Source organism: Rheinheimera marina, from assembly GCF_042654345.1.
In the GTDB taxonomy this organism is placed as follows: Bacteria; Pseudomonadota; Gammaproteobacteria; order Enterobacterales; family Alteromonadaceae; genus Pararheinheimera; species Pararheinheimera marina.
This window is the reverse complement of record NZ_JBHSGB010000017.1, coordinates 91,074-115,540: the sequence shown is the minus strand read 5'-3', so window position 1 is coordinate 115,540 and position 24,467 is coordinate 91,074. Positions and strand designations below refer to the sequence as shown.

The 24,467-nt window shown below is 53.7% G+C and carries 23 protein-coding genes and 1 tRNA gene; 10 read left to right on the top strand and 14 right to left on the bottom strand.

Annotated elements, in window-relative coordinates; translation table 11 throughout:
• Window positions 1-4: 4 nt before the first annotated feature.
• Entirely contained in the window at window positions 5-1,498 is a 1,494-nt protein-coding gene (locus ACFO3I_RS16825; RefSeq protein ID WP_377335984.1) for a DUF3413 domain-containing protein, read from the bottom strand.
• 1 nt (window position 1,499) lies between these two features.
• On the bottom strand, window positions 1,500-1,727 hold the full coding sequence (locus ACFO3I_RS16820; protein ID WP_377335982.1) for a YejL family protein: 228 nt from the start codon (window positions 1,725-1,727) through the stop codon (window positions 1,500-1,502).
• Between the two features lie 72 nt (window positions 1,728-1,799).
• On the opposite strand from ACFO3I_RS16820, the gene yejK reads away from it, so the two are divergent.
• Window positions 1,800-2,837 carry a nucleoid-associated protein YejK gene (gene yejK, locus ACFO3I_RS16815; RefSeq protein ID WP_377335980.1) on the top strand — a complete coding sequence of 346 codons (1,038 nt, stop codon included), beginning with the start codon at window positions 1,800-1,802 and terminating at the stop codon, window positions 2,835-2,837.
• A gap of 24 nt (window positions 2,838-2,861) precedes the next feature.
• On the opposite strand, the gene ACFO3I_RS16810 is transcribed toward yejK, so the two are convergent.
• From ACFO3I_RS16810 to ACFO3I_RS16790, 5 genes are read right to left on the bottom strand one after another with little or no spacing between them, the layout of a single operon-like run.
• Window positions 2,862-3,107 (bottom strand): DUF2897 family protein, encoded by a 246-nt coding sequence (locus ACFO3I_RS16810; RefSeq protein WP_377335978.1) that lies wholly within the window; start codon window positions 3,105-3,107, stop codon window positions 2,862-2,864.
• Window positions 3,107-3,826, bottom strand: a complete 720-nt coding sequence (locus ACFO3I_RS16805; RefSeq protein ID WP_377335975.1) for a M15 family metallopeptidase — start codon at window positions 3,824-3,826, stop codon at window positions 3,107-3,109. Before ACFO3I_RS16805 ends, ACFO3I_RS16810 begins: the two co-directional genes overlap by 1 nt.
• Window positions 3,823-4,956, bottom strand: a complete 1,134-nt coding sequence (gene dapE, locus ACFO3I_RS16800; RefSeq protein WP_377335973.1) for a succinyl-diaminopimelate desuccinylase — start codon at window positions 4,954-4,956, stop codon at window positions 3,823-3,825. Before dapE ends, ACFO3I_RS16805 begins: the two co-directional genes overlap by 4 nt.
• Before the next feature lie 10 nt (window positions 4,957-4,966).
• Window positions 4,967-5,326 carry an ArsC family reductase gene (locus tag ACFO3I_RS16795; RefSeq protein WP_377335971.1) on the bottom strand — a complete coding sequence of 120 codons (360 nt, stop codon included), beginning with the start codon at window positions 5,324-5,326 and terminating at the stop codon, window positions 4,967-4,969.
• Window positions 5,327-5,340: 14 nt separating this feature from the next.
• Complete coding sequence (locus tag ACFO3I_RS16790) at window positions 5,341-5,844, bottom strand: PTS glucose transporter subunit IIA (protein WP_377335968.1); 504 nt, start codon at window positions 5,842-5,844, stop codon at window positions 5,341-5,343.
• Between the two features lie 559 nt (window positions 5,845-6,403).
• On the opposite strand from ACFO3I_RS16790, the gene yfbV reads away from it, so the two are divergent.
• On the top strand, window positions 6,404-6,847 hold the full coding sequence (gene yfbV, locus ACFO3I_RS16785; RefSeq protein ID WP_377335966.1) for a terminus macrodomain insulation protein YfbV: 444 nt from the start codon (window positions 6,404-6,406) through the stop codon (window positions 6,845-6,847).
• On the opposite strand, the gene ACFO3I_RS16780 is transcribed toward yfbV, so the two are convergent.
• Together ACFO3I_RS16780 and xthA are read right to left on the bottom strand one after the other, a co-directional pair.
• Window positions 6,844-7,470, bottom strand: coding sequence for an energy-coupling factor ABC transporter permease (locus tag ACFO3I_RS16780; protein ID WP_377335964.1), 627 nt, complete (start codon window positions 7,468-7,470; stop codon window positions 6,844-6,846). The two genes, yfbV and ACFO3I_RS16780, sit on opposite strands and share 4 nt — an antisense overlap.
• On the bottom strand, window positions 7,470-8,282 hold the full coding sequence (xthA, locus tag ACFO3I_RS16775) for an exodeoxyribonuclease III (RefSeq protein WP_377335962.1): 813 nt from the start codon (window positions 8,280-8,282) through the stop codon (window positions 7,470-7,472). Before xthA ends, ACFO3I_RS16780 begins: the two co-directional genes overlap by 1 nt.
• 136 nt (window positions 8,283-8,418) lie before the next feature.
• Between xthA and ACFO3I_RS16770 the strand changes: the two genes are divergently transcribed.
• The gene (locus ACFO3I_RS16770; protein ID WP_377335960.1) at window positions 8,419-9,102 is read left to right on the top strand and encodes a M48 family metallopeptidase; all 684 of its coding nucleotides are present in this window, start codon (window positions 8,419-8,421) and stop codon (window positions 9,100-9,102) included.
• A gap of 234 nt (window positions 9,103-9,336) precedes the next feature.
• Complete coding sequence (gene deoC / locus ACFO3I_RS16765; protein WP_377335958.1) at window positions 9,337-10,074, top strand: deoxyribose-phosphate aldolase; 738 nt, start codon at window positions 9,337-9,339, stop codon at window positions 10,072-10,074.
• A 22-nt stretch (window positions 10,075-10,096) separates the two neighbouring features.
• Here deoC and ACFO3I_RS16760 read toward each other — a convergent pair whose 3' ends face one another.
• Window positions 10,097-11,785 (bottom strand): tetratricopeptide repeat-containing response regulator, encoded by a 1,689-nt coding sequence (locus ACFO3I_RS16760; protein ID WP_377335956.1) that lies wholly within the window; start codon window positions 11,783-11,785, stop codon window positions 10,097-10,099.
• Window positions 11,786-11,923: 138 nt separating this feature from the next.
• Window positions 11,924-12,008: transfer RNA gene (locus tag ACFO3I_RS16755), tRNA-Tyr, on the bottom strand.
• A 111-nt stretch (window positions 12,009-12,119) separates the two neighbouring features.
• On the opposite strand from ACFO3I_RS16755, the gene ACFO3I_RS16750 reads away from it, so the two are divergent.
• Window positions 12,120-12,596 (top strand): VC2046/SO_2500 family protein, encoded by a 477-nt coding sequence (locus tag ACFO3I_RS16750; protein ID WP_377335953.1) that lies wholly within the window; start codon window positions 12,120-12,122, stop codon window positions 12,594-12,596.
• A 10-nt stretch (window positions 12,597-12,606) separates the two neighbouring features.
• Here the strand turns inward: ACFO3I_RS16750 and ACFO3I_RS16745 are convergent, their stop codons facing one another.
• The 3 genes from ACFO3I_RS16745 to ACFO3I_RS16735 all read right to left on the bottom strand — a co-directional run bounded on the left by ACFO3I_RS16745 (window position 12,607) and on the right by ACFO3I_RS16735 (window position 14,154).
• Window positions 12,607-13,107, bottom strand: coding sequence for a YchJ family protein (locus tag ACFO3I_RS16745; protein WP_377335950.1), 501 nt, complete (start codon window positions 13,105-13,107; stop codon window positions 12,607-12,609).
• An 88-nt stretch (window positions 13,108-13,195) separates the two neighbouring features.
• Complete coding sequence (locus ACFO3I_RS16740; RefSeq protein ID WP_377335948.1) at window positions 13,196-13,639, bottom strand: SulA-like leucine-rich domain-containing protein; 444 nt, start codon at window positions 13,637-13,639, stop codon at window positions 13,196-13,198.
• Between the two features lie 86 nt (window positions 13,640-13,725).
• Complete coding sequence (locus ACFO3I_RS16735; RefSeq protein WP_377335946.1) at window positions 13,726-14,154, bottom strand: SEL1-like repeat protein; 429 nt, start codon at window positions 14,152-14,154, stop codon at window positions 13,726-13,728.
• A gap of 128 nt (window positions 14,155-14,282) precedes the next feature.
• On the opposite strand from ACFO3I_RS16735, the gene ACFO3I_RS16730 reads away from it, so the two are divergent.
• The 5 genes from ACFO3I_RS16730 (at window position 14,283) to recB (ending at window position 24,455) form a co-directional block, all read left to right on the top strand.
• Window positions 14,283-15,029 carry a DUF3581 family protein gene (locus ACFO3I_RS16730; RefSeq protein WP_377335944.1) on the top strand — a complete coding sequence of 249 codons (747 nt, stop codon included), beginning with the start codon at window positions 14,283-14,285 and terminating at the stop codon, window positions 15,027-15,029.
• A complete protein-coding gene (locus tag ACFO3I_RS16725; protein WP_377335942.1) occupies window positions 15,017-15,322 on the top strand; it encodes a YciI family protein in 306 nt (101 codons plus the stop codon). The genes ACFO3I_RS16730 and ACFO3I_RS16725 overlap by 13 nt, the downstream gene beginning before the upstream one ends.
• A gap of 108 nt (window positions 15,323-15,430) precedes the next feature.
• Window positions 15,431-17,302 carry a tetratricopeptide repeat-containing diguanylate cyclase gene (locus ACFO3I_RS16720; RefSeq protein WP_377335940.1) on the top strand — a complete coding sequence of 624 codons (1,872 nt, stop codon included), beginning with the start codon at window positions 15,431-15,433 and terminating at the stop codon, window positions 17,300-17,302.
• A 35-nt stretch (window positions 17,303-17,337) separates the two neighbouring features.
• On the top strand, window positions 17,338-20,787 hold the full coding sequence (gene recC / locus ACFO3I_RS16715) for an exodeoxyribonuclease V subunit gamma (RefSeq protein ID WP_377335938.1): 3,450 nt from the start codon (window positions 17,338-17,340) through the stop codon (window positions 20,785-20,787).
• A complete protein-coding gene (recB, locus tag ACFO3I_RS16710) occupies window positions 20,787-24,455 on the top strand; it encodes an exodeoxyribonuclease V subunit beta (RefSeq protein ID WP_377335936.1) in 3,669 nt (1,222 codons plus the stop codon). The genes recC and recB overlap by 1 nt, the downstream gene beginning before the upstream one ends.
• The last annotated feature ends 12 nt before the right edge of the window (window positions 24,456-24,467 follow it).

Here is a 24,467-nt window from a genome sequence, read left to right as displayed (position 1 = left end):
CGCCCTAGGGCGCTTTAATCCGTTTCAGTGCGTCGGTCAGCACAGGCAAATCCATTTTTTCATTCAGTGGTACCAAGGTACCAGCGGACCAGACACCGTAACTGCCATCGTCACGCACTACGGTCATTTTGTCTTTTTTAAAGCTGATCAGCTGATGCTTGGTCAGGTTCAGCTTGGGCAGGGCTGAAGGTACCTGCAATGCGTCACCTGGCCAGTTGCTTTGACAGCCGCTGCTATACAGCAGGCTAGGCAACAGGTCCAGGTGCTGGGTAACCGGTTGTTGTTTGCGATCCGGCCAGCCAGACCAACGCACCAGCATTGGGGCAGGGGCGAGCAGCAGTTGTGGGTGTGACGCGGTCAGCGCAATGACCAACGCAGCTTCATCCGGTTGCAGCAGCTGTTGCAATTGTTCGGCCTGGCCGACAAAGAGTAACTGGGCCTGACTGTCCTGGGTGGAGGTTTGCAGCCAGCCAAGTTCGGCTGGCCAGTCGGAGGTTTTGCCAACGCGAACTTGCTGCTGTTGTGCAAGCCAGGCTGGCGCCTGCTGCAACACAGCGCTGCTGTCGGTCAGTTCCAGTTGGCCATATACCAGGTTCAGCAGCGCCAGTTCGCTGCTGACGGGGGCAAAGTGCTGTTCGCTGACGGCAAAGCCCTGTTGCACTAACTGCTGCTGAACCGCTTGGTTGAGCTCTTGTACCACGTAGATACGGAATGCCGGTGCAGTCTGAGCGCTGCAGCTTAATGGCTGCACCGACTGCCAGCTGGTTTGTCGCTGCAATCGTTCCGCTCTGTCGTGTTTGAGCTGCTTTAAATCCAGTAAGTCATAGCGAGCCAAAAAGGTGTTGGCGGTGGCCGGGTAGGTCAGCGGCAGCACATTGTCTTGTTTGGTGACATCAAATTTCAGCTGGGCGTCAGCCCAGATATGCAGGCTGTGGCTGAACACAAAACTGCCCAAAAACAGTGCCAGTAAGGGGCGACCAAACCCAGAGTGTTGCAGGCGCTGCACTTTCTTCCAGCAAAAATTCGACAGCGTCAGCTGAATGACCAACAGCAGTGCCGCCACCGCAGCGGTGATCAGTACAAAATTACGTAAATTGGTCACCACCTGCTGGCGCAACAGCTCGATGGTCTGTTCGCTGGACGCGCTGCCGGCGTGGTAGCCCAGGCTTTGATAGACATAAGCGTCAAAAATCAGCGCGACCAGACCGCCGGTGGCCAGCACTGCGGCAATGCCACGCACATGGCGCTGATAAGGAAACACCAGGCTGATCGGAAAGATGGTCAGAATAAAAAACAGGAAACACAAAAACGCGGTGTGGCCCAGCCAGTTGCTGAGTAAATACAACCAACCGGGCAGGCTCACAGGTAAAGGCTCCGCCAGCCAGAAGGCACTGGTCACCGCCAGTGCCAGCAAGGTATTGAAAAACGTAAACCAATGGCCCCAATTCAGCAGCCGGTTGACTTTACTGACCAGTGACAGGTTCTGTTCTAATACCATCTTAAGACGACTTCGGACCTGAAACGGCGTCAATCAGTGCCTGGCCAAACTGACGGGCAACGTCGGCACGTTGTGCTTCAGGCACATGGGTATTAATGATATGGCTAATGCTGTTTCCCAGACACATCAGGCTCAATTCTGTGGTGGCCTGTTGCTGACGTAACTCATCCAGTAATGCGTTCACGATTTTTTCAATCTGGTCTGTGGAATACTTTGATACAATCGGCATGACTATCTCTTGCTTAAAACACCGGTTAACAGCCGGGAATACTAGCAGAATTACCGCTGAACAGGAAAACTTATGTCTGTCGATGTCCTTCATTTGGCTATCAATTTTATTCAAAGTCAGGAAAATGACCAGCTCAAGGCGCATTTTCGTCAGGAACTGGTGCCGGTTTCGGCAGAAGTTGCCCATCTAATTGAGCAACTGCACCTGGCCTACAACGGCAAACCGGCCAAAGGTTATGCCAGTTTCCATGAGGAGCAGCAAAGCCGCTTGGCGGAACCGCTGGAGCGCTGGCAGCAACAGGAGCTGTCCTATCTGCAACTGGCTGAACATGCAACGCAGGAGCTGGTGTTGCAGCTGGTGCAGCACCAAATTCCGGAGTCGGGCTATTTTGTGTTCTGTCATTACCGGTATTTGGCCAGTGAGTACCTGCTGGTGACCTTGCTGGGCAGCAAAGACCATTTCAGTGTCACTGCTGATCTACAACTGTCGACTGACCGTCACCTGGATATTGCCCGTATGCAACTGGCCGCCCGGCTGGATCTGACCGAGTACAAAAGTAACCCGGAGCAGCAGAAATACATTTCTTTTATCCGTGGCCGCGCCGGTCGCAAAGTGGCCGACTTCTTCCTCGACTTTTTAGGCTGTGAAGAAGGCATTGTTGCCAAAGATCAAAGCAAAATGGTGTTGGCGTCGGTAGAAGAGTACCTGGCCGCCAGTGACTATGACGCCAGCGAAAAAACCGATGTGCGCAAGCAGGTGTACCAATACTGCGAAGAACAGGCCAAAGCAGGCCTTGATGTGCATCTGGAAGAGCTGTCCAGCACCATCGACAGCAATGACGCCCGCGCATTCAGCCATTATTGTGCCGAGCAGAATATTGCCGTGCCTGAGCAATTTCCTGTGGATGTAAAAGAGCTGAAAACATTAGTGAAATTCGCAGGTGCAGGTGGTGGTGTCAGCATCAGTTTTGAACAGAAGCATTTAGGCGAACGGGTGAAATACGATATGGACCGTGATTTGCTGATTATTCAGGGTGTGCCGCCGAATCTGAAAGATCAGCTGCAGCGCTTTCTGAAAGGTTTTTCAAGTTTTGATCACAAAGGCGGCTAACGCGATTCTGGGCGCTGAGGCGGTTTAATCAGCGCCTCCATCTGAGGCATCTGTGGATGACGAGGGGTCTGAGTGTTTGCTGTGACTAACATCCACTGCGCTGCCAGCACCCAATGCTGTGCTGGTAGTGGCCCCATCCTGACTTTTCTCCCTGCTGGCCTGCTGTTCACGCCATTTAGCGTCCTGCGCTTTGTTGTGACGCAGCAGCCACAGGTTGCCCAGAATAATGCCAAACACCAACAGCAATACCCACCAAAATGTCGCCGTCATCATGACTCCTGACAGATGCTTTTGACATAACGCTGCATCAGTTCGGGCAATAATGCAAGCAGCAGTTCCTGCTCTGGCAGCTCACTTTGCCGGATGGCGTCTTGCAGCATCCAGAGTTCAAAGGCATCGAGCAGCGGGCTTGCTTCCGGGGCGTAGCTCAGATGCCAGAGCTCTTGCGCTACTCCGCCAGTATCCTGCCGGTAAGGCCGGAAAAAGCCAAAGTCAGCCGCATGCTGTTCCAGCCATAAATGCAGTGGGTAAAACGGGCCGCCGCTGTTGTATTCGCTGTCGAGCAGTTGCACCTGATAATCCGCAGCGACCGCGGCCTTGTCATACAGATCAAAGTCCGTTCCCCAATGATGCCGGCTGGCTCCTGGCAAGGCGGAGTACAGCAAAATGGCGCGGATTTTGGCTTCGGCGTCCAGACTGTGCATAGCCACCAGCTGCTGCTGTTGGTCGTACACTGGCCGTTGGCCCTGGTATTTCGCCAGCCAAATTCGTTGTTGCTGAGCAAAAGAGCGGTAAGACGACACCAGCGCCAACTCGATGCCATCTAAACGCGCTTGTTGCTGCATCAGAACAAAGGCCTGCGCCGTGGCAGCCGTCAGCCGATGTTTTTCATCGAACTGCTGCAAATGGCCGTCATCACGCCCGGTCAGCCAGCGCGACAACTGGTCCGGCGTGTCAAAAACCAGGGAGGCAGGCCTGTGCTGACTCATGCCGCCACCAGTTGTTCCAGTATCAGCTCGTACATCTGCACCAGCAACTCCAGGTCGGCTACTTTGACGCACTCGTCAATCTTGTGAATGGTGCCGTTGCACGGGCCAAGTTCCAGTACCTGGGCACCGGTAGGCGCAATAAAGCGGCCATCCGAGGTACCGCCTGTGGTCTCCAGTGAGGTGGCAAAGCCCTGCACTTTATCCACTGCATGCACAGCAGCAGCCACCAATGCCCCTGAGTCGGTTAAAAACGGCAGGCCATTCAGTACCCAGTTCAGCTCGTACTTCAGCTGGTGTTTGTCCAGAATCGCCAGCACCCGTTGTTGCAGCTGCTCTGCTGTCACTTCGGTGCTGTAGCGGAAGTTAAAGGTCAGCGTGACATCGCCCGGAACCACGTTGGTGGCGCCGGTGCCGGCATGGATATTGGAGATTTGAAAACTGGTCGCCGGGAAAAAGGCGTTGCCCTGGTCCCACTCGGTACTGGCCAGTTCCGCCAGTGCTGGTGCTGCTTTGTGGATGGGATTGTCGACCAGGTGTGGGTAGGCAACATGCCCCTGGATGCCTTTGACCGTCAGGTAACCAGTCAAAGAGCCACGGCGACCATTTTTGATCACATCACCAATGGCCTTGGTGCTGGATGGTTCACCGACCAGGCACCAGGTAATTTTTTCCTGCCGCGCTTCCAACACTTCAATCACCCGTTTGGTGCCGTTGATAAAAGGGCCTTCTTCATCGCTGGTGATCAAAAAAGCGATGTCAGCGTTGAGCTGTGGGTGCTTGCTTAAAAAGCGCTCCGTGGCCACAATCATCGCGGCCAGACTGCCTTTCATATCGGCTGCGCCGCGGCCGTACAGGTAACCATCACGGATTTGTGGCTCGAATGGCGGGCTGGTCCATTGGTCTAACGGGCCCGTTGGTACCACGTCGGTGTGGCCGGCAAAACAAAACAGCGGTTTGCCTGTGCCACGGCGGGCCCACAAATTCAGGGTGTCTTCAAAAAACATCGATTCAGTAGTAAAACCCACCGCCTGCAGGCGTTCAGCCATCAGTTGCTGGCAACCGGCATCTTCCGGAGTAACTGACTGGCGGCGGATTAATTCTTCGGTCAAAGCCAAAACGTCGTTGTACATAAAACCCTCATCAAGCCGTCGGCGTCGCGGCAAAAAATTCCTGATAAGCGCTGGTAGAGAAACCTACCAGATAGCGTTGTTGATGCACCAATACCGGCCGTTTAATCAAGGCCGGTTGCGCCAGCATCAGTTGTCTGGCTTTTTGTTCGGTCATATCGGCTTTATCGGCGTCAGACAAGGCTCTGTAGGTGGTACCTCTGGTATTGAGCAGTGCCTGCCAGCCTAACTGCTGACAAAAGCTGGCCAGTAATTCAGCGGTCAGGCCGTCGACACGGTAATCCCAGAACTGATAAGGCTGATTCTGTTGCTCCAGATAAGCGCGGGCTTTTTTCATGGTGTCACAATTTTTTATGCCATAAAGCAAAGTCATGCGAAGGTATCCTTTTAACTACTGAGTTGCAGCGCCAGCAAATCATCACTGTAGGCCTGATGATAACCGGCCCGGCAATAAATCCGGTTGATTTTGGGGTGAGGGTGCAGTTTGAGCATCACGCCTAGTGGGTTTGGTCCGAGCGTCAGCAGGCCAAGGTCAAACAGCGCCATTTGTTGCCCGGCCACAACGCTGGTCTGCTGCGGCACCGACCAGACAAAACCCTGGCCCATTCGCTCTTTGGTGAAATCAGGAAAGTCGAGTTGCATCACCAGGCCGCTGCTATGGCGCCAGCATAGCTGTTGGCCTGTGGCATTGCTGCGGCTGAACTGGCCAGAGAAAGGAGCAAGGATTTGATTTTCCCGCAGCTCCAGCCAGATACCGTCACCGGCCAGACCGCTGGAAAACAATGCTGGTGCCCGTTCGTTGCATGGCCCTGCATGGCCGTGCACCGGACTTTTCAGACGCAGGGATAAGGTGGAGTTGAGGGCTGATACCCATTGGATCCGACTGAACAAAAGCTGACCCGGCCAACAAAGCTGAACATGGTTTCAGATAGTATCGAAAAATACCCTTGGGTGAAATACACAGAAGCTAAAAGACTGTCACAGAGTAAAGTGATGAAAATGGCCGTTTTACCTGTTAAATGCCGTTAACCCTGTAAAATTTAATGTTATTTTTGGCACCAAATTATGCGGATGCATTAGTTTACTGATTTTGGGTTGTCCACAGATTCTGTGGATAACTTTGTGCGTTACTCTGTTTATTTTGGTTATTTTGTTGATTTTAAAGGATATAAATCGATGGCACAAATTTTGTTTAATGACAGTTGTAAGTAAATTAAATGAAAGCTCGAAGAAAAGCATGTTTTTTACCCTGATAGGAAATGAAATCGCTTCCAGATAGAGCTAATGAATGTTTCAATTATGTTATAAATGAGCTGGAGACCAGGAAAAGTAAAAAAATCAACGCAAAAGCATTGAGTTTTGCTGGGTTTTCACCGATATAGATAAGGTAGATACCAATTCATGGAGCGGCACGCCGTTTCCAGTCCCAGCCTTAAGCGGAGAACTTGCCATGTCGTTCTGGTTAATGACCTGCAAAAATGGTTACTTATACAGCAAGGAATGGCCGCAAATTGCCGAGCTGAACGCCGTCTTTGTCGAAAACAAAGTGATTAAACTGACTTTGTTCGCTCAAAAAGCTTGTCCTGTGGTCGCTGTGTGTGGCGCCTGGGTGCAATACAGTCAACTAGGCGCAGCCCACTTACCAATGATCTTTACCCTGATGCTGGCGATCCTTTCGATGCCATTACAAGGCTTTTATTGGCTGGGGAAACGCGCCGAGACGCAACTTCCTCCTTCGTTGTCCAGCTGGTATCACCAGGTGCTGCAAAAAATGCAGGAATCAGGGCTTGAGCCCAAAACCCTGCAGCGGCAACCCCGCTATCTGGATTTAGCCCGCTTGTTGAAACAAGCCTTTGCTCAGCTGGACAGCACGTTTATCCGGCAATGGCTTTAATTCGGATCCAGGTACTGGCGCTGTGAGAAGGTTTTCACCCACTGCGGTTTGTACACCACCAACAGCGTCATCGCCATGCCATTGAGCAGGGCTTCGGGTAAGGCGGCCAGCGGAATAAAAATCAGATAACTCTCTGTCAATTGCAGGCTGCTGTAGTTTTGCCAGAAAGGTAAGGCTTTGAGCAGCAGAAAAACGCACAGCGCGAGTGCACTGTTAAGAAAAGCAGCAACAAACACATAGACAAACAAGTGCCTGGGTAAATACAGATACACCAGCCAGACCACCAGCGAATTCAGCCACAAGGTCCAAAAGGCACAGCACAGCAGCCACAGGCTGTGTTCCAGGTTCCAGCCTGATTGCCAATACCCTAAAGCACAGACCAGCGCGGCTAACAGGCTGGCCAGCCGCAGCCCAAACAACAGCAATACTGTGGTTAAGCCAAGAAAATGAACCGACAGCGGCGCCAGCACCTCAGCATCGGTTTGCCAGAGCAGTGCCAGTACGCAGCAGCTAGCACCGTACACAGACCAGGGGGCATTGGTTTGTTTCAGCTCTGCCCAAAATGCCTTGTCCAGCCAGAGTAAAACTCCGGCCAGCAAGGTCAGGGCAGTGAGTAGCAGCATTAGTCCAGCTTAAAGCTCGACCAGACCGGAGCATGGTCAGAAGGGCGGTCAGAGCCACGGATTTCATAATCGATGCCAGCTTCCACACATAAAGCAGCCAGTGGAGCTGTTGCCATTACCACATCAATACGCAGCCCTCTGTTGTCATCAAAGCCTTTGGAGCGGTAGTCGAACCAGCTGTATTGCTCTGTGGCGTCCGGGTGCAAAGCCCGGAAGGTGTCAATCAGGCCCCAGGCTTTTAGTTTGCCCAGCATGTCGCGCTCTTCCGGCAGGAAGGAACATTTGCCGTCTTTTAACCAGCGTTTAGCGTTGTTGTCGCCGATGCCGATGTCTAAATCCAGCGGGGAAATATTGATGTCACCAATCACCGCAATCCATTCATCCGGGCTGTGATGGGTTTCCAGGTACTGCATCAGATCGGCATAAAACTTCTGTTTGGCCGGGAATTTTGTTTCATGGCTGCGGTTTTCCCCTTGCGGAAAATAACCATTAAGCAGGGTCAGAGTTTTGCCATTGGCCAGCTTGAATTTGCCTATCAGCATCCGGCGCTGTGCGTCTGGCTGGTCGGTCGGAAAGCCATACAGCATCGATTCGGCTGGCAGCTTACTGAAAATGGCGACACCGTAGTGGCCTTTTTGCCCGAAGTAATACAGCTGGTACCCAAACTTCTGCATTTCTGCCAGTGGAAATTCATCGTCGTGAACTTTTATTTCCTGTAACCCGACGAAATCGGGCTGGTGCTTGGCCAGCAACGCTTCAATTTGATGCGGACGGGCGCGCAGACCATTAATGTTAAAAGAGATTATTTTCATAATAAGATCAACCCAATAAGAACCGAGGTATGTGTTGGCCCATACTAGCATTTTGTCAGCGACGGCGAAAACTGCAGTTGCGCTGCAGCCGGCGAGCTTTTAAGCTCTGCGCTTCGAATTCAGGGCAAATAGCAGCGTGTCGTTACCTCCATATCAATTACGTTATTCCAGCAAGCGCCGGACCTTGCAGCTGCAGATCAAAGCAGGTCAACTTCGGGTCGCGGCTCCTGTTGGTTTGTCGTTGCGCCAGATAGAAGACTTTATCCGCGAAAAAGCCGGTTGGATTGAGCGGCATTTGTCTGTGCCTGAGCCGTTGGTGCCAGACTGGTTGACTCAGCAGCAACTGCCTTATCTGGGGCGCCACTTGCAGCTCAAAATAGTGACAGATACGCTCAATGCCTGGACTTTGGAAGGCGATACCTTGTGGTTGCAGTTAAGCAGCCGCAACAAAGCGGAGAATCAACGACGTTGGATGCAACAGTTGGTGCAGCAGTTTTATGCCAACGAAGCCGAACTGTGGTTTGGTCACAGTGCTGCCAGGTTCGCCAATGCTATGGGGGTCCAGTATCAACGCATTCGCAGCGGTGACTTTAAGCGTAAATGGGGCAGCTGCAGCAGTAAGGGCGATTTGCAATTTAACTGGCGGCTGATGATGGCCCCGGAATGGATTTGCACTTATGTGCTGGTGCATGAACTGGCACACCTGAGGCATATGAATCACAGTGCAGACTTCTGGCAGTTAGTCAGCCAGTTTAACGCAGACGCCAAACCAGCCCGCGCCTGGCTGCGGCAAAATCAGCACTGGATGCAACTGGACTAAAAAAGAAAGCCGGCATCATGCCGGCTAAAAATACTGCTTAGGGAGAAATAAAATCCAGATACTGCTCTGACTACGCTGTATCGAAAAAATTCCGCGGCTGACAAGAAATATTGGCAATTGGCTATTTCTCACTAAATTTGCATCTTTCCGAGTTTAGGCTTTTCTGTTTTAATCCAGCGTTTTATGACGAATACAGAGGCGTACAGCGCCCTCATCAACAGTGGATCAAGGTATATGACACACCCATTACGTCTGCAGCAGTTGGTCAAGCTGGTGGACTTAACCCGACTGAATGACCAGGACAACGAAGTGGCTGTGGAGCAGTGGCTGGAGCAGCAATTGTCAACGCCAGCAGCCGTGCCACCAGCGGCCATTTGTGTGTATCCGGCTTATCTTCCTCTGGTGCAGCATTGGCTGCAGCAGCGCGGCATCCACTGCCGTTTGGCAACAGTGGTAAATTTCCCTGCCGGCAATCAGCCCATAGAGCAGGTGGAGCGGGAGATAGCGACCGCTCTTGCTGCCGGCGCCGACGAAATCGACTGTGTATTGCCTTACCAGCAACTGGTCAAAGGCCAGTTGGATGAGGTTCGTACTTTTCTTGGTCGGGTGCGTACCGCTTGTGGCCAGCAGTTGCTGAAAGTCATTATCGAAAGCGGCGAATTAGCTACGGCGCAGCAAGTCTGCAAAGCGACTGAGTTGGTGATAGACTGCGGTGCTGATTTTGTGAAATCGTCCACAGGCAAGGTGCCTGTTGGCGTGACCGAAGATGCGGCCAGAATTATGCTCACTGCGATTGCTGCGGCCGATCGTTCCGTTGGTTTTAAAGCGTCTGGTGGCGTTCGCAGTATTGAATTTGCTGAGCGTTTGCTGGGGTTGTACGAAGAACTGACCGGACAATTGGCGACTGCGCAGACGATGCGCATTGGTGCCAGCGGTTTATTGCAGGATATTCAGCAGGCGCTGGATTATTAGCAGCCTGACTAAGCGCAGTGGTTTAGCGGAAGCTGCGCTTTTCTTCTTTCAGTTTATTAAACTGGTTGAGCAGCTCTTTATAACGCTCTTTGTGATGTTCGGGCAGTGGCATATTGTCGACGACCCGAAAGGTTTTGCGGCACTTTTCCACCAGATCCACAGGCTTTTTCAACTTAGGATCAGCCATCATCTGAATAGCGGTTTGAATTAAGTTAAGCGCGCTACCGGTATTCATCGGCGCCACATCCAATGCCTGCTCAAACAGTTGTAATGCCTGGGAATAATTGCCTTCTTTATAACTCTGAATACCGCGTTTATTCAGCTCCTGGAACTGAACCCTACGTTGTTCAACCCGCTGTTGCTGCTCATCAAACAGCTTTTGTAGTACAGGATCAACCACACCACTGAAGCTTTGCAGGCGGTCCGCCAGGGCAACCGCCTGTTCGTATTCGCCGATCTGGTTCAGCAACAAAATGGCGTCTGCCGTGCTATGTGGCGGTGGTGGTACGTCATCTGGTGTTTCTGGGTCTGCTTCCGCTGTCAGTTGTGCTTCAACCCGCTCAGCCACTTCGGCATAGGTTTTTTTCGCCAGGTATTGCTGTCCGCTGAGTGATTCCAGCCGGGCCTGGCACAGGCTTTCGAACAACTCAAAGTCAAAGTCGCGGATCACAGTGTCTTCACGTTTGGCTCTGTGCAGAGCCAGCAAAGCTTCCTGCTGGTATTTGTTACGCTGAGCCGTTTCTTCACTGCGGCTGGCGGCGTCTATCACAGTGCGGATATAGTTCAGCAGATGGATCACTTCCTGCCGGGCTGCCCGACGGGTAATTTCATAAATCTGCTTGCTGGCCATCACCAGGCTGGGCAGGTCGCTCAGTTCGCGGGCAATATCCATTAAAAGGTTTTGCCGGCTGACCGAAAAAGGAGAAATAGTCACCGCGTGAGTCACTATCGCCATGGCTTCTTCGAGTTGCCCCTGAGCGATCAGGTTGCGGGCTTTTAAGTCCATTGCCTCGGCAAAAAGGCGGTTGGTGTCGATCGCTTCATTACAGAATTCCATGCTTTCATCAAAGCGTTTTTGTTCAAAGCACAACCGTGCCTGCAGTAACAGCGCCCAGTTCACCCGGTTAAAGGCCAGCACTTCGGATAACAAGGATTCAGCATCGGCATACTGCTGCAATTTCAGATGGGTTTCTGCCTGAATGCGGGTGCACAGGTTTTGATAGCGGCTGCTGGTTGCCCGCTCTTGCTTACAGGCTTCAATTACCAGCTCGGGCTGATCATCATGCATCGCCTGATAGATAGGCGCGAGCTGGGCTTTGCGGTTCTGAATTTTTTGCAGTCGGGTACGCAGCACGCTTTGAGAAAAAGGTTTGATAATGTAATCGTCAGGTTCAATTTCAACGGCACCAATCACCATAGGTACATGGTTTTCGCCAGTGACAATCATATAAATAGCGGCAGGGTGCAGCAGTTTTTTCTCGCGCAGGTCTTCCAGCAATTGGCGGCCATTCTTGCCTGAGCCAAGGTTGTAATCGACAAAAAGCACATCAAAAGGGATGTGGCTGCATTTGCTTAGCGCCTGCTCTCCGGTCTGGACAAATGCAATATTGGTTGCGCCCATCGAATACAAAATACCTTTGAGCAACAGCTGGAAAGGGCGTTGGTCATCAACAATCAGAACCCGAAGATTTTCCAGAGTTTTATACGGCATTCAGAAAAACCCAGACAAAGAATTATGGCAAGTGTTGATAATATGTAAGCGTTTGGCAAGCAATAATTCAGAAACACAGTGCAAAGAGTCAGTTTTTAAACAACGGGATAACATGCAAGGAAACAACAAGAGGAGAGATGGTGGAGGGGGAAGGATTCGAACCTTCGAAGGCAGTGCCGGCAGATTTACAGTCTGATCCCTTTGGCCACTCGGGAACCCCTCCACGAGTGCGACGCATCTTACCAAAACGAGCTTTGATGTAAAGAATTTTACTTCACTTTTTTTACTGACTGCCGATAAAGCAATCAACACTGCTGCAAAGATGCGATTTTCAATGTTAGTTAACGAATGGCAAACCGGACAACGGCTGAATCAGGCTGTGCAACAGCAGCGTCTGGCTGACTTTGCGTTGGTGCTGGCGATGTATTCACCCGACGTGAGGGATTTTGCTCAGTTTCATACGCCGGAATCAATGGAGACGCCCGTCACCCTGGATTTGTATCAGCAGTTAGGTGTGACTTCACAGCGTGATTACGGCTGGATACCTGGGGACGAGCTGCGCTTAAATAGTCAGACTCAGGCTCTGCAACTGGGGGGTGCTGCCAGTTGTCACTTACAGCAACTGCTGCAACCCGATCCGTGGGTGATGCAGCACGACGCGAAAAAGTTGTCGGATGAAGTCAGACGAAACTTACCTTTGCATTGCCTGCGCTTGTTGCAACAAGTTGAGGCCCCGGCCAAAACTGAAGCGGATGCCACCGGCTTGTATGAGATCCTGAATGAACTGCATCAGCCGGAACTTGCTGCCTGAATGAGCCGCTTTACTGTGAAAGCGGCTGGTGCTGGCACTTTTTAAACTTGATACCGCTGCCGCAGGGGCAGTTGTCATTACGGCCAATTTTCACAGCTGGATGAGCAATCAGTTTGCCGTTGCGGTAATACCAGCGTCCGTCTAGCTGTTCAAATGACGACACTTCTTCCAATTGCTCCAGCCGGTCTTGTTGCAGGTAACTGGCGATAAAGTGCACCTGGTCGGCCGCTTGGGTATCTGCAAGGATACGCAGGCCAATAAAGCTGACCGCGTCACCGAATTCTGCCAGTGCTGCAACCGGATGACTGGCTTGTAAGTCGGGCACATAGGTTTGCTGAATATAGAGGTAGTGGCCAAGGCAATAGGCACTGTAACGCGACCTCATCAGCTGTTCTGCAGTGTTGGCACTTTGTCTATTTAAAATCAGCGGTTCACAACATGCCGAATAAAGGCTGCCAGAGCCACAAGGGCAAAGCAAAGGCGTCTGAGCGTGAGAAGCGTGGCTTGTCATTAATGAACTCCGAAAAACGCAGAGTGTAAAACAACAGCCAGTGTCATTCCAGCGGCCGCATTAGTGCGGCCGGCCTGATGAATTTGAATTAATGGGTGGTGTTTTGAAAGACTGGCTGCTCGTCCAGGGTGCTCAGCTGGTAAAAACAAGTCTGGTGCAGTTCCGCTAAATCCTGGTAGCGGTACAAAGACTGTTCACTGAATTGGTCCTGCCACACCACCACCGCAGCGCAGGTGCTACTGGCCAGCGCATAAGCTAATACAGTATCAATATTGCTGATTTGTTTTTGCTGGATCAGCAGTACCCGGGATAAATCAACACCACAGGCGGCCAGGCGACTTTTATCGGGCAACTGATTCGGTGCGACCAGCAGGACCCAGCCCGTCTGATGTTGGTGCTGACGCAAAATAAACACCAATTCAGCCAAGGCGGATTGATCCGCCTGCACTTGTAACTTGCGGTAGTACAACGGGCTTTTGCTACGGCGAACAAAAGCGGGAGCAAATGAAAAAGCAGAACCTGAATTCAACATAATGGCAAACCTCAAGCTGTGTATTTATACAGTGTATGCATATGCAGTAGTTTTGCGCTGTTTAAAAAGCAAGCTCTTTTTTTCAGTTATTTTGTGTTTTGTTCCAAACGTTCTGCCGCCAGGTATTGTGCCTGCTGCCACTGGGCAGCGTTTAATCGGAGCTGCAATGCGGTCAGTGCCCGCTCTGCATCTGCATGGTGCTTTAAAGCGGCCAGCTGGAACCAGCAGGTGGCGTGGCATAAGGATAACGGACGGTCTTGTCCTTTCAGATAGGCTAAACCCAGCTGGTATTGGGCTTGGGCATTGCCTTGCTTGGCGTGTTGTAAAAGCGGGTCTGCCGCTGTCGTCGGCACCGAATCGGCTTGTGCGGGCTGCAGCGCCATCACCAGCTCAGGTTGTCCGGCCAGCTGTTGGATAAACTGCTGTATCTCCAACAATTTCCGCTGAACTTCATGGAGCGTCAGTTCATCCATGGTCTGAAACTGGTTATTGTGGGGCAGGTGACTGTGTGGCATGAATGGCTCCGCGATAAAATTCGGCGCTATTAGACCTAAGCTGCTCTGTCAGGTCAACCACTGGCTGGACCAATTAAAAAGCAAGACTGGGGTACACTGCCGCCGATATGATTAGTGAGAAGAGTCCGATGTTTTTACAGCAGTTTATTAATCTTCAGGGCGAAACGGTGCAGTTCAGCCGCGAACAAGCCTGCCGTTTTGCCAAAGAAGTGGCGACAGACTTTAACCCTATCCATGATGCTTACAGTAAACGATTTTGCGTTCCAGGCGATTTGCTGTTTGCTCATATGGTGGCTCAACATGGTCTGGCTGCTCAGCTGGAATGCAGCTTTGCCGGTATGGTCAGTGCAGATGTCCCGCTGCGTTCAGTACAGCAGGATGATCAGTGGTTGCTCAAAGACGCGGCGGATAAAAACTACCTGATCCTGCGCCAGCAAGGCGAGTTAGTCCATGACGCCGCATATATAGAAGCCTTGGTAAAGGACTATGTCCGCTTTTCTGGGCAAAACTTCCCACATATTTTGCAGCCACTGATGCAACAGCACCAAGTGATGATCAACCCACAGCGACCATTGGTGATCTATGAGCGGATGTCGTTGCAGTTTGACCGCTTTGGGCCGTCCGCGCCCAGTCTGCAATTGGCGGACTGTCAGTTGCAGGTGGAAGGCAAACGTGGGCTGGCGATTCTCGGGTTTGAACTGATTGCCGACGGTCAATACATTGGTCGCGGCGAAAAGCGCATGATCCTTAGCAACCTGCAGCCTTACAACCATGAGGTGATGCAACAAATGGTCGATTTTTACAATGCCCGGAAACTCCAGTTTGCTGATAGACTGCCAGCTTCAGCCAAAGGAGAAGCCCTATGTGGTATATGATTTGTTCCGAGGATGTACCAAACAGCCTGGAGAAACGCAAAGCGGTGCGTGAACAGCATCTGGCGCGTTTGCGTGAATTAAACGAAAAAGGTCTGTTGCTGTTAGCTGGCCCTTTACCCGCAGTGGACAGTGAAGAGCCGGGGGAAGCGGGCTTTACCGGCTCGCTGGTCGTAGCGCATTTTGACAGTTTGCAGGCGGCGCAAGATTGGGCGGCAGCGGACCCTTATATTGCCGCTGGTGTCTATCAGCGCTCGGTCGTCAAGCCATTTAAGAAAGTGCTTCCTGCCGCCTGAGCCGGTGAACACGGCATCAATTGGCCTCGGGAGAGGCCAAAAAATTTCAATTTTTTCAGTTGTTTGCTATAACAGATCCATTCCATTCTGACGTGAAGTGTCCGGTCTATGCGGTTTTGGTTTGCACTTTGTTGTTTCTTGAGCGTCGCCGCGACTTTACCTGTTCTGGCGACGCCGCAAGCCTTTGATGAATTGGCGGAACAAATACGCTCAGGCAGTCGCTATGCACTGCATCAACAGGACCAAGAGGCGTTATTCGCTGAGTTAAAGGCATTGCTGCCAGCCGGCGACCCTGACCGAGAAAGTCAGTACCAGCGCCTGAGCTGTGCTTTAACCTGGCAGCAGGACCCTGCTACAGGCTTGAAGCAAGTACAGGCCTGGCAGGCACAAAGCGAAAATCCAGTCCATCAAAGTCACTATTTGCAGTGTCAGACGGAGCTTTATCATTTGCTGGGTGAAGCGGAAAAAGCCGATAACTCTGCACTGGCTGCGGTCGATTTGGCCCGGCAAGGCAACGACCCTTATGTACTGGGCCAGGCGCTGCTGTCGACTGCTGATCTGCATTCATTTCGTGGTGAATATGCGTTGTCGCTGCAGCAATTATTCGAAGCCAACCAGCTATTTGCAGCCTTGGATTACTCCTATTGGCAGGGCTACTGCATTGAGTATATCGCCACTGCCTACCGCAGGATGGGGGACTATCCAGAAGCGCTGCTTTATATTGAGCAGGCTGAACGCGACTATGTGCCGAAAGGGGATCGGTTTCGTATCGCATTTTTAATGCATGAAAAGGCCTATTCTCTGGCTGAATTAAAGCGATTTGTTGAAGCCAGAAGGTTGTTTGAAGCGTCACGAGTGATTTATCAAGAGCTGCATGAACCTTTGTGGGTGCAGTACAGCAATGCCAATCTGACCTGGATCTTGTACGAAACCGGACAGTACCAGCAAGCGCTTGCACTTGGGCTGCAAACCGATAAGCAACTTCAGGCTGCCGCTGAAGGCAGTAAAGTCAACACCAATATTTACCGGGCTTTACTGAAAATGTATTTGGGGCAGATACAGCAAGCCTTGGGTCAACCTGAGACTGCACTGAAAAGTTTTACCGAGTCTGAACACTTTATGAAACTGGATCACAGCGCCCGGCATTTGTTGTTACTGTATCAGGCCAGAGCTGGTGTGTACCAGCAATTAGGCTTGTATCAACAGGCATTGCAGGATGTGCTGGAAGTACTGCGATTACGCACCGAGCTCACCAGTGCAGCGCAGAGGCAACAAGCTGACTTATTGCGCTACCAGTTTGATACCGAACGACAGCAGGCGCAAAGCGAACAACTGGAGCGGGAGCGAAACCTGAGTCAACAGCAGGTGGAAACGCTGAAGCGGGCGCAGCGCTGGCAATATGCGGCTCTGGCGCTCATGGTGGTCTCTTTTGGTTTATTAGTCTGGTTGCTGTCCAACCAATTTAAACGTAATAAACGTTTGCATCATTTGGCGATGACCGACGAGCTGACGCAAGTGGCTAACCGCCGCCGGGTGTTGCAGCAGGCAGAAACCTTGCGTTTACAAGCCGAGCAAAACCAACAGCCCTTACTCGTCTGTCTGATGGACATCGATCATTTCAAACAAGTCAATGACCGCTATGGCCACGACAGTGGTGATTGGGTACTGCAGCAGGTGGCCCAATGTTGTCAGCATTTGCTGCGCAAAGACGATTTTCTGGGCCGCACCGGCGGCGAAGAGTTTCTTTTATTGTTCCCTGCAACGGCATTACAGGACGGTATAGCGGCGGCTAACCGCTTGCGTCTTGCGGTGCAGTCGCTGCAGTTTGAACTGATTGATCCGGCGCTGCAGGTGCGCGTCAGTCTGGGGCTTGCGCTGCTCGACCCTGCGGAAAGCCTGACTAGTCTGATCAGCCGGGCAGATAAAGCGCTGTACCAGGCCAAAGCCAATGGCCGCAATCAGGTCTGTGTGGCAGAATAACGGCAACACAAGGACAGTTGCTTGCAGTGATTACAATGTCATTCCCTTCTATTGAACCTGGTTTTCTGGTGGTGCATTCCAATCAACTGGAGCAACTTCGTGCTCTGGTGGTGCAGTTTTGCCGGGCTTATCCGCTGCAGCCGCTGGAGCTGGAGCAGGTGCTGGTGCAAAGCAATGGCATCGCACAATGGCTGAAATTAGCGCTGGCTGCCGAGCCGGATTCTGACGAGCTGGGCGGCGGGCTGGGTATTGCCGCCGCTGTGCAGATGCAGTTACCTGGCCGTTTTGTCTGGCAGATGTACCAACAGGCCTTACCCGAGTTTGCCCTTAGCCAGCAATCTGTCTTTGATAAAGGCGCGTTGCGCTGGCGTTTGTACCAGTTGCTGCCGCAGTTATTGGCGCAGCTGCCGTTAGGCGAGCTCAGCCAGCTGAACTGGCAAGACCCTCAAGTGCTGGCGGGCTTAAGCCATACGCTGGCCGACTTATTTGACCAGTACCAGGTGTACCGAGCGGATTGGCTGAACGACTGGGCAGAGGGCAATGCGGTGCTGCGTCAACTGGACGGCAGTGTCAAAGCCATGCCGGACAGCGAGTTATGGCAAGCCAGTCTTTGGCAGCAGTTAATGAAAACCCTGCCAGCGCAAGAGCAACAGCACAGCAGGGCCGTGCTCCATCAGCAGTTTTTGCAACGGGCCCGACAATGGACGCAGCGACCGGCCTTTTTACCGCGCCGGGTCATTGTGTTTGGTATTTCCTCCTTGCCACAACAAAGTCTGGAACTGCTGGCCGCCATTGCCCCTTATTGTCAGGTATTGCTGGCGGTACTGAACCCCTGTCAGCTGTACTGGGCGGACGCCATTGCTGAAAAAGACCAGGTGCGGGTGGCCCGTCATCGTCAGCAGCAGAAACTGGATTTCGCCGCTTTACCGGCGGAGCTGGGGGCCATGCAAACCCAGCCGTTGCTGGCCAGTTGGGGCAAACAAGGCCGGGACTATATCCGGTTGCTGGACCAGTTTGATGAAACCGCTGCGCACCGTCATTTATTCAACCAGCAGCGGGTCGACTTATTTGTTGAGCCGGATGTCGGCCATTTATTGGGTCAGCTGCAAAGTGACATTCTGAATTTACGTTCGCCACAGGAAACCCAGGCGCAGTGGCCAGCGTTGTCGCGGCAACAGGCCAGGGCCATTGAGTTTCATTCGGCGCACAGTGCGCTGCGCGAAGTCGAAATTCTGCATGATCAGTTATTGCAGCGGTTTGCACAAAACCCGCAGCTTAAACCGCGGGATGTGATGGTGATGGTGCCGGATATTCAGGTGTATGCGCCTTTTATCCAGGCGGTGTTTGGCCGGATCCCAGCGTCGGACAGCCGTTTCATTCCGTTTAGTATTTCGGATCAGGCCGGTGCGGCACAGCAGCCGCTGCGTCAGGCATTGCAATTGCTGTTGTATCCGGAGCAGCAACGGCTTAGTGCCAGTTCGGTGTTTGACGTGTTGGATTTATCCACGGTGCAGCAACGTTTTGGTTTGTCTGCCGCTAGCCTGCCAACGCTGAAAGTCTGGCTGGAGCAGGCCGGTGTGCGCTGGGGCTTGAACGAACACCACAGAGCAGAACTTGGGCTCTCGCCCAGTTTTGCCGAGCACAGCTGGTGGTATGGCTTAAAGCGCATGTTGCTTGGTTACGTCAGTAATGGCGACAGCTGGCAGGGCATTATGCCCTTTACCGACAGTGCCGGGCTGGAGGCGGCAGAGCTTGGCCCTGTGTTTGAACTCTTTGACGCACTGGAACACTGCTGGCAGCAGTTACATCAAACACGCACAGTGGCGCAGTGGGTGCAGGTATTTACCGCCTTATTGCAGCAATTTTTCAGCCCGACCGACCTGGACACCGAGCAGGAGCTGCAGCAGCTGCAGCAAGGGCTGCTGCAGTGGCAGCAAAGCGCCGAATTAGCCCAATGTGAGGTGGAGTTGCCGTTACAGGTGGCGCGGCAGGCCTGGCTGGATGAACTGCAAGGTCCAGGTTTACAGCAACGTTTTATCACTGGTCGGGTCAATTTCGCCACTTTGTTGCCGATGCGGGCCATTCCATTTGAATGCATTGCGCTGCTTGGTATGAACGACGGCGATTACCCAAGGCGGCAGCCTCGTTCAGACTTTGATTTACTGGCGCGAGATTATCGGGCCGGTGACCGCTCCCGTCGCGACGACGACCGTTATCTATTGCTCGAAGCGCTGCTGTCGGCGCGTAGTCAGCTCTATATCAGCTGGGTGGGGCAGAATGTGCTGGATAATGCCAGCAAACCGCCCTCCGTGCTGGTGATGCAGCTGCGTGACCACCTGCAAAATGGCTGGCAGCTGGCGGCTGCTGAAAACCCGGCTCAACAGGGGCTGCTGCACAGCATTACCTTTGAACATCCGCTGCACAGTTACAGCCGTCGTTACCTGCAGCCTGACAGTGGCCTGTTCAGTTACCGCCATGAATGGCAGAGTTTGCATCAAGCGGGCACGACTCAGGCGGCGCCGCCTGAGGCTTTGTCGTTGCCAGAGCCGGCCGAGTGGGGGCTGTCACAGCTCAGTGATTTTTTGCGTGCCCCGGTGAAGTTCTTTTTCCGTCAGCGGCTGAAACTGGATCTGGAGATTGAGCATCTGGCCAGTCTGGATGATGAAGATTTTGTGTTGCAGCCACTGCAGCGCTATCAGCTGCAGCAGCAATTGCTGGCGGAGCTGCGCAGCAGCATCGAACAGCAACAGGACTGGCAACAGGCTTGCCACCATTGCCTGGACAAATTCCGCCGGCAGGGGTTGCTTGGTATAGGCGCGGCCGCTGCGTTGGCGCAGCAGGATTTAAGCCAGGGCCTGGCTGAGCTGGCTGCTCGTTTAGAGGAGCTCTGCGGCCTGTACCCAGAGCCGCAGGACCTGTGCGAGCTGGCTTTTCAAAGCCCGGATGCCAGTGTGCGGCATCTATTGTCCGGTCTGCGCCGGGGCGCTACAGGGCTGGCGCTGTGGCAACTGGTACCGGTCGGTCTTTATGCCAAAGCGGAGCTCAATGTGCGAGCTGCTATTCCTGGTTACCTGACGCAACTGCTTTGTTCGGCTTCAGGCCTGCAGTGCAGCCTGTATCTGTTATCACGGCAGGGGGAATTATGCCTGCCGCCTTACCCGCAGCAACAGGCAGAGCAACAACTCAGGGCACTGCTGCATAGGTTACGGCAGGGCCTGTGCATGCCGTTGGCGCTGGAGCTGAAACTGGGGCTGGAAGCACTGAAGCAGCAGGACAAAGCCTCACCACTGACCGAAGCAGCACTGCAAAAGTTAAGCACGCTCTACCATGGCGACGGTTTTAATGCCGGGGTGCTGCAGTATGATCGCTATTTACAGCGTGCCTGGCCAGACTTTGACAGCCTCTGGCAGCAAGGCCAGCTGCTGGGCCTGGCCGAATCCTTGTACCGCCCCTTGCTGTCGTTAGGGAAAGGGGAGACTGCCTGATGTTGCCATTGAATATTGCCCAATTCCCGCTGCAGGGCAGCCAGCTGATTGAAGCCAGCGCCGGGACCGGAAAGACCTTCACCATTGCTGCTTTGTACCTGCGACTGGTGCTGGGACATGGCCGGTCCGAACCTTTACTACCGCCGGATATTCTGGTGGTTACTTTCACCGATGCTGCGACGCGGGAACTGACTGAACGGATCGCGCAGCGTCTGGCTGATGCTGCCCGTTACTTCCGGCAACTGAGCGAGCAGGCCGATCCGGTGTTGACTGAACTGCGGGCCAGCTACCCGCCAGCCCAGTGGCCGCTCTGTGCCTACCGGCTGGAGCTGGCCGTGCAGTATCTGGATGAAGCAGCTATTTCCACCATTCATGGCTGGTGCAACCGGGTGCTGGCGGAATTTGCCTTGCCGACTGGTCAGGTGCAGCAACTGCAGCTGGTGACCGACACCGACCCGCTGCAGCAGCAAGTGATGCGGGATTACTGGCGCTGCTGGTATTACCCCTTGCCTGAGACGCAGTTATCGCAGGTGCTGGAGCTCTGGCAGCAGCCGGAGCAACTGCTGTCGGCAGTACGGCCAATCTGGCCCCATCTGGCGCATTTTGAACAACCCGCAGCTCCGGCTGAATCCCTGCAGGCGGTGCAGCAGCAGAAACAGCAGCTGCTAACAGCGCTCAAAGCTCCCTGGCTTGATTGGGCTGACGAGATTGAACAGCTGCTGCTGCAGGCCATTGCCGCCAAGGCGGTGGACGGGCGTAAACTGAGGGAAAACTACCTGCGGGGCTGGCTGGATAAATTACGCGCCTGGGCGCAGGACCCTGTGGCCGAGCAGCTGGATTTACAGACCGGCTTTACCCGGCTGACGCCGGAAGGATTGGCCGAGGTGTTTAAAGGCCCGGCCCCGCAGCACCCGGCGTTTGACGCGATGCGCCAGTTGCCCGCTCAGCTGGCGGCCTTGCCACAGCCGCGGCGCGCTTTGCTGCTGCATGCCGCCTGGTGGTTCTCTGCACGGTTTTCCGCGCAGCTGCAGCAGCGCAGCGAACTGGGCTTTGATGCCTTATTAACCCGGTTGCAGCAGGCGTTGACTGGGACAGAAAGCAGCCTGGCGCAGCGGCTGCGTCAGCGTTACCCGGTGGCGCTGATTGACGAATTCCAGGACACGGACCCGGTGCAGTATCAGTTGTTCGACGCCATTTACCGGCTGGAAGACAACCGGCAGGACTGTGCTGTGGTGCTGATTGGCGACCCGAAACAAGCGATCTATGCCTTTCGGGGCGCGGATATCTACAGTTACCTGCAGGCCAAGCAGGCCACCCTTGGCCGGCATTACCAGCTGATGGTGAATTACCGCTCCACACCTGCGCTGATTGATGCGCTGAATTTTGTCTTTACCAGTGCCGAACAGCGGCCACTGGGCACCTTTGTGCTGGCCGAAAAGCAGTTGCTGAATTACCAGGCCGTCTCTGCGGCCGGGCGCAAAGAACAGTTTTATCTGGATGGCGAACCTGCCGCCGCGCTTGCGCTCTGCCTGTACCCGACAGCTCTGGACAAACCGCTGGCCAAAGCGGAGTATCTGGCGCAGATGGCCCAGGCCTGTGCCGAACAAATTGCGCTTTGTCTGAACCAGACGCAGCAGCAGCGTTGTGGTTTCTGGCAACCTGATCAGAATGGCGTGGCGCAGTTTACCGCGCTGCAAAGCAATGACATTGCGGTTCTGGTCAATAACCAGCAAGAAGCGCGGCAGGTGAAGCAGGCGCTGCGTCAACGTGGCTTACCTGCGGTCTATTTATCCGATAAGGGCACAGTGTTTGACAGCCCGCTGGCGCAGGATGTACTGCTCTGGTTGCGTGCTTGTGCCGAGCCGGAGCGGGAGTCTTTGCTCCGCAGTGCGCTTGGTAGCTGGAGTCTGCAGCGCTCTTACGCTGAGCTGGCGACACTGCTCGACGACGAGCTCGGCTGGGAGCAATTGCGGCTGCAGTTTGACAGTTATCATCAACGCTGGGCCGGTCAGGGCGTGTTGGTGATGTTGTGGCAGCTGATGCAGGACTTTGCGGTTGCGGAGTTTTTACAGCAATTGCCGGACGGCGAACGGCTGCTGACCGATTTGCTGCATCTGGCGGAACTGCTGCAGCAAAAATCTGCTGAGCAGGAAGGTATGGCTGGTCTGGTGCGTTATCTGGCGGAGCATCTGGCCGGCACCGGCCAAAGCAGTGCCGATGAGCAAAAGCTGCGACTGGAAAGCGATGAGCAGCTGATCCGTATTGTCACTATTCACAAATCCAAAGGTCTGGAATACCCCTTGGTGTTTTTGCCTTTTATTGCAGCCAGCCGCACGCTGGATGCCAACAAAGGCCCGATCAGTTACCACCCGAGTGCCGCCGAACTGGTGGTGCGGCTGGACGCTTCTGACGACGAGCTGGCGCTGGCCGAGCGGGAGCGGCTGGCCGAAGAAATGCGAAAACTCTATGTGGCGCTGACCAGGGCCCGGCATTATTGCTGGCTTGGTCTGGCGGCGCAAAAAGACGCCAGTGCCATTGGCTATCTGCTGTCAGAGGATGCCCGTTTAAGCCCTCAGGCGCTGGCGGAGCAGTTCAGTCCCTGGTTGGCGCATCAAGCCATAGTGCAGGCGGAATTCCTGGCTGGCCAGCAAAGCCAGGTTCAGCTGGCAGAGCCTTTGAGCGACCAGCAGGCGTATCGGCAGATGCAGCGACCGGTGCGCGAGCTGTGGTGGATGGCCAGTTACAGTGCTCTGTTAAGCAAACACGATGAACAAACTAAAGCGGCAGAGCTTTACGCTGAACTCTCGGTGGAACAGCAAGGCGCGGGCGCAGCTGCGGCCATGGAATCGGACTCGCCTGTAGCTGCAGTGCAGCCAGAGCGTTTCTCTCAGCAATTCAGCAAAGGCAGCAAGGCCGGCAGTTTTTTACATGACGCGCTGGAATGGGCGGCCGGACAAGGTTTTGCTCAGGCGCTTGCTAAACCGGATTTGTGGCTGGAGCCACTGTCGCAACTGGCACAACGCTACCAGTTAATGCAGCCGCTGCCGGACGAACGCTGGCAGGCCAGCTGGCAGGATGAGGCTGGTTCCAAACAACAACTGCTGGCACCTGTGCTGGACTGGTTGCTGGATTTACTGCGCGCCCCTGCCTTGCAAGGGCAGAGCCTGGTCATGCTGAGCCCAGGCCAGTACCAGGCCGAGCTGGAGTTTTATCTGCCGGTGCAGCAAGTGCCGGTGAAGGCGCTGGATCAGCTGATCAGCGCTGCGATTTTGCCCCAGCAGCCAAGGCCTGCACTCAGTGAGTTGGTGCTGGGTGGCATGCTCAAGGGTTTTATCGATCTGACCCTGGTGCAGCAGGGCCGTTATCAGGTGCTGGACTATAAATCGAATTTTGATGCCAGTGGCCAGTACGACCAGGGCCAGCTAAGCCAGCAGTTTTTACAACACAGATATGACGTGCAGGCTTGTCTGTATCAGCTGGCGCTGCATCGTTTACTGAAAAGCCGCTTGCCTGGCTATCAGCCGGCGCAGCACCTGGGCCCGGCGCTGTATTGGTTTATTCGGGGAGCTCAACTCGCCGGTGCCGGGGTATTGACGGTGGATATTCCACTGGATGTGCTGCTGCAGCTGGACGCCTTGCTGTCCGGTCAGCGAAACACAGGCCATTGATGGAGTCGCAAT

Coding starts and splice junctions, on each gene's coding strand:
- ACFO3I_RS16825 (WP_377335984.1), bottom strand. CDS start 1,498: ATGGTATTAGAACAGAACCTGTCACTGGTCAGTAAAGTCAACCGGCTG.
- ACFO3I_RS16820 (WP_377335982.1), bottom strand. CDS start 1,727: ATGCCGATTGTATCAAAGTATTCCACAGACCAGATTGAAAAAATCGTG.
- yejK (WP_377335980.1), top strand. CDS start 1,800: ATGTCTGTCGATGTCCTTCATTTGGCTATCAATTTTATTCAAAGTCAG.
- ACFO3I_RS16810 (WP_377335978.1), bottom strand. CDS start 3,107: ATGACGGCGACATTTTGGTGGGTATTGCTGTTGGTGTTTGGCATTATT.
- ACFO3I_RS16805 (WP_377335975.1), bottom strand. CDS start 3,826: ATGAGTCAGCACAGGCCTGCCTCCCTGGTTTTTGACACGCCGGACCAG.
- dapE (WP_377335973.1), bottom strand. CDS start 4,956: ATGTACAACGACGTTTTGGCTTTGACCGAAGAATTAATCCGCCGCCAG.
- ACFO3I_RS16795 (WP_377335971.1), bottom strand. CDS start 5,326: ATGACTTTGCTTTATGGCATAAAAAATTGTGACACCATGAAAAAAGCC.
- yfbV (WP_377335966.1), top strand. CDS start 6,404: ATGTCGTTCTGGTTAATGACCTGCAAAAATGGTTACTTATACAGCAAG.
- ACFO3I_RS16780 (WP_377335964.1), bottom strand. CDS start 7,470: ATGCTGCTACTCACTGCCCTGACCTTGCTGGCCGGAGTTTTACTCTGG.
- xthA (WP_377335962.1), bottom strand. CDS start 8,282: ATGAAAATAATCTCTTTTAACATTAATGGTCTGCGCGCCCGTCCGCAT.
- deoC (WP_377335958.1), top strand. CDS start 9,337: ATGACACACCCATTACGTCTGCAGCAGTTGGTCAAGCTGGTGGACTTA.
- ACFO3I_RS16760 (WP_377335956.1), bottom strand. CDS start 11,785: ATGCCGTATAAAACTCTGGAAAATCTTCGGGTTCTGATTGTTGATGAC.
- ACFO3I_RS16750 (WP_377335953.1), top strand. CDS start 12,120: ATGTTAGTTAACGAATGGCAAACCGGACAACGGCTGAATCAGGCTGTG.
- ACFO3I_RS16745 (WP_377335950.1), bottom strand. CDS start 13,107: ATGACAAGCCACGCTTCTCACGCTCAGACGCCTTTGCTTTGCCCTTGT.
- ACFO3I_RS16740 (WP_377335948.1), bottom strand. CDS start 13,639: ATGTTGAATTCAGGTTCTGCTTTTTCATTTGCTCCCGCTTTTGTTCGC.
- ACFO3I_RS16735 (WP_377335946.1), bottom strand. CDS start 14,154: ATGCCACACAGTCACCTGCCCCACAATAACCAGTTTCAGACCATGGAT.
- ACFO3I_RS16730 (WP_377335944.1), top strand. CDS start 14,283: ATGTTTTTACAGCAGTTTATTAATCTTCAGGGCGAAACGGTGCAGTTC.
- ACFO3I_RS16725 (WP_377335942.1), top strand. CDS start 15,017: ATGTGGTATATGATTTGTTCCGAGGATGTACCAAACAGCCTGGAGAAA.
- ACFO3I_RS16720 (WP_377335940.1), top strand. CDS start 15,431: ATGCGGTTTTGGTTTGCACTTTGTTGTTTCTTGAGCGTCGCCGCGACT.
- recC (WP_377335938.1), top strand. CDS start 17,338: ATGTCATTCCCTTCTATTGAACCTGGTTTTCTGGTGGTGCATTCCAAT.
- recB (WP_377335936.1), top strand. CDS start 20,787: ATGTTGCCATTGAATATTGCCCAATTCCCGCTGCAGGGCAGCCAGCTG.